Annotated in this window: 12 protein-coding genes and 1 pseudogene; 7 read left to right on the forward strand and 6 right to left on the reverse strand. The window is 65.7% G+C overall.

Annotated features, from left to right (window positions below; genetic code table 11):
* Positions 1 to 123 precede the first annotated feature (123 nt).
* The 4 genes and pseudogenes from N511_RS0123565 to N511_RS0123575 all read left to right on the forward strand — a co-directional run bounded on the left by N511_RS0123565 (position 124) and on the right by N511_RS0123575 (position 3,316).
* Complete coding sequence (locus tag N511_RS0123565; RefSeq protein WP_027681502.1) at positions 124 to 1,041, forward strand: LysR substrate-binding domain-containing protein; 918 nt, start codon at positions 124 to 126, stop codon at positions 1,039 to 1,041.
* A 9-nt stretch (positions 1,042 to 1,050) separates the two neighbouring features.
* Positions 1,051 to 1,203: pseudogene (locus N511_RS25145) on the forward strand (DsbA family protein); the annotation flags it as partial.
* A 41-nt stretch (positions 1,204 to 1,244) separates the two neighbouring features.
* Positions 1,245 to 2,072: an isocitrate lyase/PEP mutase family protein gene (locus tag N511_RS0123570; RefSeq protein WP_027681503.1), complete on the forward strand. Its 828-nt coding sequence runs from the start codon at positions 1,245 to 1,247 to the stop codon at positions 2,070 to 2,072.
* 77 nt (positions 2,073 to 2,149) lie between these two features.
* Positions 2,150 to 3,316, forward strand: a complete 1,167-nt coding sequence (locus tag N511_RS0123575) for an MFS transporter (RefSeq protein WP_051530987.1) — start codon at positions 2,150 to 2,152, stop codon at positions 3,314 to 3,316.
* On the opposite strand, the gene N511_RS0123580 is transcribed toward N511_RS0123575, so the two are convergent.
* The gene (locus N511_RS0123580; protein ID WP_027681505.1) at positions 3,309 to 4,211 is read right to left on the reverse strand and encodes a LysR family transcriptional regulator; all 903 of its coding nucleotides are present in this window, start codon (positions 4,209 to 4,211) and stop codon (positions 3,309 to 3,311) included. The genes N511_RS0123575 and N511_RS0123580 overlap by 8 nt on opposite strands.
* 109 nt (positions 4,212 to 4,320) lie before the next feature.
* Between N511_RS0123580 and N511_RS0123585 the strand changes: the two genes are divergently transcribed.
* The gene (locus tag N511_RS0123585; protein WP_037027223.1) at positions 4,321 to 5,202 is read left to right on the forward strand and encodes an MBL fold metallo-hydrolase; all 882 of its coding nucleotides are present in this window, start codon (positions 4,321 to 4,323) and stop codon (positions 5,200 to 5,202) included.
* Between the two features lie 25 nt (positions 5,203 to 5,227).
* Positions 5,228 to 5,923: a DsbA family protein gene (locus tag N511_RS0123590; protein ID WP_027681507.1), complete on the forward strand. Its 696-nt coding sequence runs from the start codon at positions 5,228 to 5,230 to the stop codon at positions 5,921 to 5,923.
* Between the two features lie 11 nt (positions 5,924 to 5,934).
* Here N511_RS0123590 and thpR read toward each other — a convergent pair whose 3' ends face one another.
* The 3 genes from thpR to pcaH all read right to left on the reverse strand — a co-directional run bounded on the left by thpR (position 5,935) and on the right by pcaH (position 8,109).
* Positions 5,935 to 6,603 carry an RNA 2',3'-cyclic phosphodiesterase gene (thpR, locus tag N511_RS0123595; protein WP_037027224.1) on the reverse strand — a complete coding sequence of 223 codons (669 nt, stop codon included), beginning with the start codon at positions 6,601 to 6,603 and terminating at the stop codon, positions 5,935 to 5,937.
* A 61-nt stretch (positions 6,604 to 6,664) separates the two neighbouring features.
* A complete protein-coding gene (gene pcaG / locus N511_RS0123600) occupies positions 6,665 to 7,360 on the reverse strand; it encodes a protocatechuate 3,4-dioxygenase subunit alpha (protein WP_004626744.1) in 696 nt (231 codons plus the stop codon).
* Complete coding sequence (gene pcaH / locus N511_RS0123605) at positions 7,360 to 8,109, reverse strand: protocatechuate 3,4-dioxygenase subunit beta (protein ID WP_027681510.1); 750 nt, start codon at positions 8,107 to 8,109, stop codon at positions 7,360 to 7,362. The genes pcaG and pcaH overlap by 1 nt, the downstream gene beginning before the upstream one ends.
* A 93-nt stretch (positions 8,110 to 8,202) precedes the next feature.
* Between pcaH and pcaQ the strand changes: the two genes are divergently transcribed.
* Entirely contained in the window at positions 8,203 to 9,147 is a 945-nt protein-coding gene (gene pcaQ / locus N511_RS0123610; protein ID WP_027681511.1) for a pca operon transcription factor PcaQ, read from the forward strand.
* A gap of 63 nt (positions 9,148 to 9,210) precedes the next feature.
* Here pcaQ and N511_RS0123615 read toward each other — a convergent pair whose 3' ends face one another.
* Both N511_RS0123615 and N511_RS0123620 read right to left on the reverse strand, forming a co-directional pair.
* Positions 9,211 to 10,599: an L-cystine transporter gene (locus N511_RS0123615; protein ID WP_027681512.1), complete on the reverse strand. Its 1,389-nt coding sequence runs from the start codon at positions 10,597 to 10,599 to the stop codon at positions 9,211 to 9,213.
* Between the two features lie 236 nt (positions 10,600 to 10,835).
* Positions 10,836 to 11,270, reverse strand: a 435-nt coding sequence (locus tag N511_RS0123620; RefSeq protein WP_027681513.1) for a porin, incomplete at its 5' end; no start/stop codon positions are given.

An 11,270-nucleotide genomic window follows, 5' to 3' on the forward strand; every position in this document is an offset into this window, starting at 1 on the left:
CATTCCGGCTTCGCAAGCGTGGGGAGCGTGCATGAGACTGGAATGTCGTCCGATGGCTTATTAAACTTCGCCCTATCCGGCTTCTCAATTGATCTTTGAGAACGCCTTGCATGAGGAAAACGCATGTCGACTCCCCTGGTTCGGTTGGCCTCCCTGGACTTGTTGCGCGGCTTCGTGGCGGTGGGCCGGCGCATGAGCATCACGCTCGCGGCCGATGATCTGTGCCTGACGCAATCGGCGGTGAGCCGGCAGGTGTCCGCATTGGAAGAGGCGCTGGGCGTGAAGCTGCTCGTGCGCGGGCACCGCTCGATTGCGTTCACGCCCGAGGGCGAACGCCTGTTCCGCAGCGCCGACAGCGCCGTGCAGCAGTTGCAGGACGCCATCGGGGCCATTCGCGTGGCGGCCGAACGTCGGCCGGTCACGATCACCGCCAGCATCGGCGTGACCGGCCTGTGGCTGCTGCCGCGCCTCGCCCGCTTCCAGCAGCAACACCCCGACATCGACGTGCGCGTGGCCACCAACAACCGCCTCGTCGACCTGAAGAACGAAGGCATCGAACTTGCCATCCGGTATTGCCCACCGAGCGATGCGCCGCCCGGCGCCATCCGGCTGTTTGGGGAGACCGTTGCGCCGGTCGCGCATCCGTCGCTGGGTCTGCGCTCGCTGGATTCCGCCGAGGCGCTTGCCGGCCAAACGCTGCTCGACTTTGACGACCGCGACCTGCGCCGCCCCTGGCTCCAATGGACTGACTGGCTGGCCGCCGCCGGCTGGAGCCACGCCAAGCCGCGCACCGTGCTGCGCTTCAACCAGCACGACCAGATCATCCATGCAGCAGTGGCCGGCCAGGGCATCGCGCTGGGCCGTCTGGAGTTGATCGCGCCGCTGCTGGCCGACGGCCGCCTGGTCACCGTACCGACCATCGCCCCGGGGGTGCGCAACACGCATGCGTACTGGTTGATCCAATCCGAGCCGAACCCGCGCCGCGACGTGCGGGATGTGGCTGCCTGGATCTGTTCGGAAGCGGACACGCACGCTGCATGAAAGGCGCTTGAGGCGAGCACTGACAACGCTCGTTGTACCGCCCTGCGCGAGCAAACGCACGCCGCGCAGATTCGTGGCATCTTTGGCGCTCCCATGTTCTTTGTCGGCGACGCGATGTTCTGGGGCAATGACCGCCTGGACGATGCGCTCGCCTGTGCCGCAGCAGTGCAGTCCAACCCTCATCACTTCACACCGGATAGCCCATGCCGACCCAGATCGAAAAAGCCCACGCCTTCCGCGCGCTGCACGAACGCAGCGGCACCTTTGTGATTCCCAATCCGTGGGACCCGGGCTCGGCCCGGCTGCTGGCATCGCTGGGCTTCGAAGCATTGACCAGCACCAGCGCCGGCTTCGCGTTCTCGCGCGGGTTGCCCGACTATGGCGTCGGCCGCGACGCCATCCTCGCGCACGTGGCCGATCTGGCGGCCGCCACGGACGTGCCCATGGCTGCCGACCTGGAAAACGGCTTTGGCGATGCGCCGGAAGCCGTCGCCGAGACCATCCGCCTGGCGGGCGCCACGGGCATCGTCGGCGGCTCGATTGAAGACGCGACGGGTCGAGCAGATGCGCCCATCTACTCGCTGGAGGCTTCGATCGACCGCGTGCGCGCTGCGGTGGAGGCTGCGCGCGCGTTGCCGTTTCCGTTCACGCTCACCGCGCGCGCCGAGAACCACCTGCACGGTCGCAACGACCTGGCCGACACGATCCGCCGCCTGCAGGCTTTCCAGGACGCCGGCGCCGACGTGCTCTACGCCCCCGGCCTGAAAACGCGCGACGAGATCGCCACCGTGCTGCGCGAGATCGATCGGCCGCTCAACGTGCTGATGGGCTTCGCCGACGGCAACCTCAGCGTGGCCGAGTTGACGGAACTGGGCGTCAAGCGCATCAGCGTGGGCGCGACACTCGCACGCGTTGCCATGGGAGCCTTCCTGCGGGCGGCGGAAGAGCTGCGCACCGCCGGCACATTCGCCTTCGCGCGCGACGCTGCCAGTGGGGCCAAGCTCAACAGCCTCTTCGCGCCGTTCGCCTGACGTTCGCCCCACAGCGAACGCGACCCACCTTGGCGCGCCCTCCCACCGACACCAAACCGCCCGGCGGCCTGCGGCAGATGCCCGCCGGCATCTGGGTGCTGGGCTGCGTCAGCCTGCTGATGGACATTGCCTCCGAGATGATCCACAGCCTGCTGCCGCTGTTCATGGTGTCGGCGCTGGGCGCCAGTGCGTTGTCGGTCGGGCTGATCGAGGGCCTGGGCGAGTCGACTGCGCTCATCGTCAAGATCTTCTCCGGCACGCTGAGCGACTACCTCGGCAAGCGCAAGGGCCTGGCGGTCTTCGGCTATGCGCTGGGCGCGCTGTCCAAACCGTTGTTCGCCATTGCGCCCACCGCCGGCATCGTGCTGACGGCGCGCCTGCTGGACCGCGTCGGCAAGGGCATCCGCGGGGCGCCGCGCGATGCGCTGGTCGCCGACATTGCCCCGCCTGCGCTGCGCGGCGCGGCCTTTGGGCTGCGGCAGTCGCTCGATACCGTGGGCGCGTTTCTGGGGCCGCTGCTGGCGGTGGGTCTGATGCTGCTGTGGGCGGATGATTTTCGCGCCGTGTTCTGGGTGGCCGTGGTGCCGGGACTGCTCTCTGTTGCGCTGCTGATGTTCGGCCTGCGGGAGCCCGAAACCCACAACGGCGCCCGCCGCACCAACCCGATCCGCCGCGACAACCTGCAGCGCTTGGACAGTGCGTACTGGTGGGTGGTGATGATCGGCGCGGTCTTCACGCTCGCGCGGTTTTCCGAAGCGTTCCTGGTGCTGCGGGCACAGCAAGGCGGCATTCCGCTGGCGCTGGTGCCGCTGGTCATGGTGGCGATGAACGTCGTCTATGCGCTGGCGGCGTATCCGTTCGGCAAGCTCTCTGACCGCATGAGCCACACGAAGCTGCTCGCGCTTGGGCTGGTGGTGCTGATTGCCGCCGATGTGGTGCTCGGCCTGTCCGCTCACTGGAGCGTGGTCATCGCAGGCGTGGCGCTGTGGGGCGTGCACATGGGCATCACGCAGGGCTTGCTGGCAACCATGGTCGCCGACACCGCACCGGCCGACTTGCGCGGCACCGCTTACGGCATGTTCAACCTCGTAAGCGGGTTGGCCATGTTGACCGCCAGCGTTCTGGCGGGCTTGTTGTGGGACAGGCTGGGCGCAGCCGCGACATTCCACGCGGGGGCGGTGTTCTGCCTGCTGGCGTTGGGCCTGTTGGCGATGCGAAGGAAGTCTTCCGGCCCAATCACGTGACGTTCGGCTGCGCCCTGAACCAGTCCACCAGAAAATCCAGCATCGCCCGCAGCGCCCTCGGCATCTGCCTGCGCGAACTGTACACGCCGTGAATGCCCAGCGCCTGCGGCACGTGGTCGGGCAACAAACGCACGAGTTGCCCGCTGGCGATCAGCGGCGCGGCAGCAAACACCGGCTGCAATGCAATCCCCGCGCCCTCCCGCGCCGCTGCCAGCAGGACCATCGATTCATTCGCACTCAGATTGCCGCCCACCGGCACGTCTGATGGCGCGCCCGTCTTCGCCTCGGTGAACTTCCACAGGCTCTTGCCGAAGTACGAATACGTCAGGCAGTTGTGAACGGCCAGGTCTTGCACGCGGCGCGGCGTACCGTGCGCGGCCAAGTAAGACGGCGCCGCCACCACGACCGATTCGCACATGCCCAGCGGCCGCGCAATCAGGTTCGGATCCAGATCGTTGGTAATGCGCACGGCCAGGTCGATGCGTTCTTCCACGAGGTTGATGGTGCGGTTGTCGACCACCAGATCGACGGCCGTTTGCGGATAGCGCCGCAGGTAGGCCGTCACCGCCGCGCTCAACGTCTGCTGCGCCAGGGACTGCGCGCAGGCAATGCGCAGGAGCCCGCGCGGCGTATCGGCTTCAGGGCCATCTGCCACGGCCATCTGCGAAGCGATTTCCAGCATCTGGCGGCAGCGCGCAAGCGTGGCCTCGCCGGCGGGTGTCAGGCCGATGCGGCGCGTGGTCCGGTGCAGCAGCCGCGCGCCGGACCACGCCTCCATCTGCGCCAGATAGCGCGTGACCATCGCGCGCGACATGTCGAGCGCTTCGGCGGCGGCGCTCAGGCTGCCGCGCTCGACAATCGCCACAAACACTTCGGCCGACGTGATGCGATCCATATTTGATCGATTAGAGAAACAAATATGCGCATCTTAGGGGGTTTTTCGGTCGAATCAAGCAACCTACAGTGGCGACATCGCACCCATTTCATCCGACTGGAGAAACCCGATGTCCCTGCTCCGCACTCTGCTTGCCGCCGGCCTTGTCAGCGCCGGCCTTGCTGCTCACGCTGTCCCGCCCGCCCCCTTGCATCTCGAGGTCTACAACCCCGGCGCCAAGGGCATCTTCCCGGTGTCGTCGGAAATCATCAGCGGTGCGCACGAGGCGATCCTGATCGACGCGCAATTCCAGCGCATCGATGCAGAAGCGCTCGTGCAGAAACTCAAGGCCAGCGGCAAGACGCTCACCACGGTCTACATCAGCCAGAGCGATCCGGATTACTACTTCGGCCTCGACGTCATCCGCGCTGCCTTCCCGAACGCGAAAATCGTGGCAACACCGCAAACCGTGGCCGCCATCAAGGCATCAATGAACGGTAAGCTCGCCTACTGGGGCCCGATCCTCAAGGACAACGCGCCCAAGACGCTCGTGCTGCCCGACGTGCTGAACGCCGACCACCTCACGCTGGAAGGCCGCACCATCGAGATCAAGGGACTGAACGGCCCCGACGCGGCACGCACGTATCTGTGGATCCCATCGATCAAGACCGTGGCCGGCGGCGTGGTCGTCAACAGCGGCGACCACGTTTGGGTGGCCGACACGCAGACGCGCGAATCGCGCCTGGGCTGGTTGCAGACGCTGGACAACATCACAGCGCTCAAGCCGACGACCGTGGTGCCCGGTCACTTCACAGGTGCAATGCCAAAGGGGCTGGACGCGGTACGCTTTACCGCGGATTACCTGAAGACCTTTGAGGTACAGGCCGCCAAGGCCAACAACTCGGCGGAGCTGATCAAGGCGATGAAGGCGGCCTATCCGACGCTGGCCGGCGAGGCATCGCTGGAGCTGAGCGCCAAGGTCATCAAGGGCGAAATGAAGTGGCCGCAGTAAGCCGGCCTGCCACCGAGGAAACAACATGACGACGTTGCATTACATCTACGACCCGCTGTGTGGCTGGTGCTACGGCGCCGCGCCGCTGGTGGAAGCCGCGCGCACGGTGCCCGGCCTCACGATCGCCTTCCACGGCGGCGGCATGCTTGCCGGCGCAAACCGCCGCGCGGTCACGCCCCAATGGCGCGACTACGTGATGCCGCACGACCACCGCATTGCCGAGTTGACCGGCCAGCCCTTCGGCGAGCCCTACTTTGAAGGCCTGTTGCGCGACACCAGCGCCGTAATGGATTCGGAGCCGCCCATTACCGCCGTGCTTGCAGCCCAGGCGCTCGGCGGCCGCGGGCTGGACATGATCCATCGCATCCAGCGCGCGCATTACGAACAAGGCCGTCGCATTGCAGATGTGCCGGTACTGCGCGCGCTGGCAGCCGAGATCGGCCTATCGCCCGAAGCATTCGATGCGGAATACGCGCGGCAAGCCGGTGCGCTCACGCAGCAGCACATCGCGCAAAGCCGACAGTGGCTCGATCGAGTGGGCGGTCAGGGTTTTCCGACGTTTGCGCTGGAAGATGCCGATGGCCAACTGGGCATCATCGGCGTTGGTCCGTGGCTCGGTAAACCGGAACCCTGGGCTCAGGCGCTGACGCAGCACATCGGCGCGCCTGCCCCGATGAACCAAGCCGATGGCCCTGTCTGCGGGCCGGACGGCTGCGCATAACAACGTGGCGCTCAGGTTTTGAGCGCCCAGCGGCCGAGTTCGTCGTAGCGCGTTTTGCCTAGCCAGCTATGGATGAGAACGAACTCGCGCACGGTCCACGTGATGGGCTCGACCGCTTTCGGCGCAAAGCCGCCGCGGTCATACAACAGCGTGATGTGCGGCTTGAAATGCCCACGCGGCACCGGCACGGCGGCATGCTGGAGCGCCTCGCCCAGCGCCGCCTGAAACGCCATCAGGCCGCCCACGCCTTCGTCGCCCAGCAGCACGAACGGCCGATGGTCGCGCCGGCCATGAAAGCTCACCACCTGGTTGAACGTGGCGTCGAATGCCGGCAACGCGAGGCCGGCCGCTGCTGCACGCACACGCGCCACGACGTCGTCAGGCGGCAGATGAACGAAATCGCCAAGGTGATGCAGCGTGACATGCAGGCGCTCCGTACGCAGCGCCTTGCCCTTGAAGCCCACGACGGGCCGCAATTGCTGGATCAGCCGCGCGATGCGGTCGGCGGTATCCACGTCAGGCTTGATCGCCAGAAACAGGCGATGCGCGGGCAATTGCGGAGTGGCTTCGAATCCGGGAAGAGTGAGCTGGGTCACGGCAGGGTCGTCAAACGCCGGGCTGGCGATCCACCCATTATCGACGCCCGCATGACGTCCCGCTGAAAGTCGTGTTGCTCGCATCAAAAACAACGCCCGGCGGTGTCAACCTGCCGGGCGTGATCTCTCGGATGTGATGCGGCGATCAGATATCGAAGAACACCGTCTCCGCGCCGCCATCCGGCGTGTCTTGCAGGCGCACGTCGAAGGTGTAGACCACCTCGCCGTTACGCTCGCTGCGCTGGGCAATCAGCGTCTTGCGGCGCACTTCCCACTCGATGCCGTTCAGCACCGGGTCCGTGCCGTTGGCCGCGGCCTCATCGCTGAAGTACACGCGTGTGTGCAGGCCGAGGTTGATGCCGCGGGCAAACAGGATCATGCAGATGTGCGGTGCCTGCGTGGTTCCGCTGCGGCCGGCCACGGCGCCCGGCTTGATCGTGTCGAAGCGATAGACGCCCGTATCGAAATCGGCGCCGGCGCGGCCCCAGCCGCGGAATGCCGGGTCGACAGGTTTGTCTTGCCGATCGGCCGGATGGGCGTACTTGCCGTCCGCGTTGGCTTGCCAGATCTCGATCAGCACGTCGCGCACGAGCGAGCCCGAGCCATCGTAGACGCGGCCTTCCAGCGCGATGCGTTCGCCGCGTGTGGCGGGCGTCGTCAGGACGCTGCCGAATTCCTTGTCGTAGATGTCGAAGCCGGCCTGGCGCGGTGCAAGGCCGATGTGCACGTATGGGCCGCCCGTCTGCGAAGCGGTCTCGTTGAAATGCGCGAACGGCGGCGTTGTCGTCATGGCCGTTGCCTGGGCACGTTCGAGCGATTCACGCAGTGTGGTCGTGGTCATCACTTGGCTCCTTGCAGGGCGGGCACGGCGTTTTCGAAATGCGTGGCACGGCGGCCGCGCAGCGTGATGTCGAAGCGGTAGCAGCGGCTGTCGAGCGGCACGTGGTTCGCCGTGTCGTGCAGCGCGATCAGACCGCGCACCTGCTCTTCGCTCGGGATGGTCTTGATGATCGGGCACTGCGCGATCATCGGGTCGCCCTCGAAGTACATCTGCGTGATCAGGCGCTGCGCCCAGCCATCGCCCGAGAGCGAGTAATGGATGTGCGACGGGCGCCAGTCGTTGATGCGATTGCGCCACGGATACGGGCCGGGCTTGATGGTGCGATAGACGTAGTAGCCGTTGGCATCCGTCAGCATGCGGCCGCAGCCGCCAAAGTTCGGGTCGATCGGCGCGATGTACTGGTCTTTCTTGTGGCGGTAGCGGCCGCCGGCGTTGGCCTGCCACACCTCCACCAGCGCGTTCGGCACGGGGCGGCCGAACTCGTCGCGCACGTAACCGTGGACGATGATGCGCTCGCCGATCGGCAGGCCTTCCTTGGCGTAGTTGAGGATCAGGTCGTTGTCGAGCGCGCCGAGGTCGTCGGCGTGGAACACCGGTGCGGTGGTTTCCGACAGCGTATTCAGGGTGGAGATGAGCGCGTTGCGCGGCGAGCGCAGCACGCTGGTCTTGTAGCCGGGGGTCAGTGCGGGCGGATGCTGCGTGGTGTCGCGCTGGGCGAATTCGCCGGTGCCGGAAAGCGGCAGGGTCATGGGGCGTCTCCTTATGAAATCGTGCAGAGACTGTATCGCCGACAAAAAGTGAAGTAAATTGACTTCTTATCGGAAAATCGATAACCCCAAGTTATGGAAAGTGCCTTCTCAGCGGATTTGCCGTCCCGCATCCGGTTTCGCCATCTGAGCTGCTTTGTCGCCATCGCGCAGGAGCGCAACCTGCGGCGCGCCGCCGAGCGGTTGCATCTGAGCCAGCCGGCGGTGTCGAAAACGCTCGGTGAGCTGGAGGCGCTGGCCGGTGTGCAGCTTGTGGAGCGCGGCCGGCAAGGCGCGCGGCTCACCGCGGCCGGCGAGCAATTCCTGCGGCATGCAGTGGGCGTGACGCAGGCGCTGGAATCGGCTACCGCCGCGCTCATGGGATCGACGGACGCATCCGCGCCGGTGGTACATGTGGGCGCCCTGCCGACGGTGGCCAGCAGTCTGCTGCCCCAGGCGATTGCGCATTTGCACGCGCAGCGCCCGCATGCCGGCGTGCGGTTGCGTACCGGCACCAATGTCGAGCTGCTGACCGCGCTCAAGGCCGGCGAACTCGATTTCATCGTCGGCCGCATGGCCGAGCCGGATCGCATGCAGGGGCTGTCGTTCGAGTTGCTGTATGCAGAGCCGCTGGCGCTCGTCGTGCGGCCGGGGCATCCGCTGCTGACGCAGGCAGGCGCGTCGGCCTCGCTGCAGGCGGTGCTGGATTACCCGCTGGTGATCGCCACGCCGGGCACGGTGCCGCGCCATCACACCGAAGCGCTGTTCCAGACGCACGGGCTGCGCTTGCCGGCGGGCGTGACGGAAACGCTTTCGGTGTCCGTCGCACGGTTGCTGGCGTGCCGATCCGATGCGGTGTGGATCACCCCCGAGCGCGCAGCGGGCGACGACCTGGCGCATGGTCAACTCGCCCGTCTGGACATCGTCACGTCGGGCACCAAGGAACCCGTCGGCCTGCTGCGCAGAAGCGCCGCCACGCCAAGCGAACTGGCCAGCGCGTTCATGGAACTGCTGACCGAGCTGGCGCAGACGCCCGGCTGAGCCGCCCTGCGCTCAAAAAAAATGCCGACCCCATGGCCGGCATTTTTCGTTTCGACGCGCAGATCAGCGGTGTGCCATCTCCACGTCATCAGCAGCATCGAAGACACTGCGATCGGTCTGCCCCAGCAACTGGCTGGTGATCGTCCCGGCGGTCATCGAGCCGTTGACGTTGAGCGCGGTACGGCCCATGTCAATCAGCGGTTCGATGGAGATCAGCAGTGCCACGAGCGTCACCGGCAAGCCCATCGCCGGCAGCACGATCAACGCTGCAAACGTGGCGCCGCCGCCCACACCCGCCACGCCGACCGAGCTGAGCGTGACCACCGCCACGAGCGTTGCAATCCATACAGGATCGAACGGGTTGATGCCCACGGTGGGCGCCACCATCACTGCCAGCATGGCGGGATACAGGCCTGCGCAGCCGTTCTGGCCAATGGTCGTGCCAAACGATGCGGCGAAGCTGGCGATCGACTCCGGCACGCCGATGCGCCGCGTCTGCGCCTCGATGCTCAGCGGAATGGTGGCTGCACTCGACCGGCTCGTGAACGCGAACGACAGCGCCGGCCAGACCTTGCGGAAGAAGCGAAGCGGATTGATGCCGTTGAGCGTCAGCAGCACGGCATGCACGCCGAACATGATCGCCAGGCCCAGGTAAGACGCCACGACGAAACCGCCGAGCTTGATGATGTCCTGCACGTTGGACACAGCCACCACGTTCGTCATCAGCGCCAGCACGCCGTAAGGGGTCAGGCGAATAACGAGCCGCACGAGCTTCATCACCCAGGCCTGCGCGGTGTCGATGGCGGTCAGCACGCGCTCGCCCTTCACCGCATCATCCTTGAGCAGGTTCAACGCAGCCACGCCGAGGAACGCCGCAAAGATCACCACGCCGATGATGGACGTCGGCTTGGCGCCGGTCAGCTCGGCAAACGGGTTCTTCGGAATGAAGGACTGCACCAGCTGCGGCACCGACAGGTCGGCCACCTTGCCGACATAGTTGTCCTGGATGGCGGTCAGCCGGGCGGTTTCCTGCGCGCCCTGCACCAGCCCTTGCGCCGTCAGACCAAACAGGTGCGTGACGAACACGCCGACCAGCGCGGAGATCAGCGTCGTGAGCAGCAGCGTACCGATCGTCAGCACACTGATCTTGCCCAGCGACGCCGTGCTGTTGAGCTTGGCGACCGAGTTCAGCACTGACACCAGCACGAGCGGCATGACGATCATCTGCAGCAGTTGGATATAGCCGCCGCCAACGATGCCGAACCACGAGATCGACTGCTTGAGCGTCGCGCTGTCGTCGCCATAGATCAGGTGCAGCGCCAGTCCGAACAGGATGCCCAGCACCATGCCCAGCAGCACACGCTTAGCCAGACTCCAGCTCGCGTTCACACGGCCGAGGGCAATCAGGATGACGACGAACGTCGCGATATTGAGTAAGAGCGGAAGGTTCATGTTGCTTTGGTGTCGCACGCAGCGATCAAAAATCGAGCGGGCATCTTACGCCAGTTGCACAAAGGTTGCCGAGGCACGGAGCGCCTCGCAACTGCGGCTCGATCTGCTGCAGATCCGCTCGCAACGGCCATTCCCGCCGCGCATAGATGCACTCCAAAAAAGAAAAAAACCCGCACAAGTGCGGGCTGACAAGGAGCCGAGCGATCAGGAGGTCACGCTCAGTCAGAAGCCAGACGTCAGAACGAGTGAACGATACCCGTATAGGCACCCAGCTGGTTCTTGCCCGGGGCCGGGTTGTTGTTGGTCGCTTCCACCGAGAAATTGGCGGTGGAGCTGTTCTGCACGGTGCCCACGCTCGCGTACAGCATCGTGCGCTTGGACAGGTTGTAGTTCGCGCCGGCCATGAACAGGTTGGCGTTGCCGCCGCCGTGGTTCACGTTGACGCGGTAGGCCGCGCCGATCAGCGTCAGCGCCGGCGTGACTTCGTAGTTGATGCCCAGCCAGTAGTGGTTCGCCTTGGTCGGGGCGCCCGCTGCCGCATCGGGCGCGGACAGGTTTTCATACACCGCAAACAGTTTCGCCTTGCCGATCGTGTACGTGCCGCCGAAGGTCGCTTCCTTCGAGAAGTTGAAGATGTCGCTGAACTTGCCGTTGCCGTCGCGGATCACGTC

This window comes from Ralstonia sp. UNC404CL21Col, assembly GCF_000620465.1.
Lineage (GTDB): Bacteria > Pseudomonadota > Gammaproteobacteria > Burkholderiales > Burkholderiaceae > Ralstonia > Ralstonia flatus.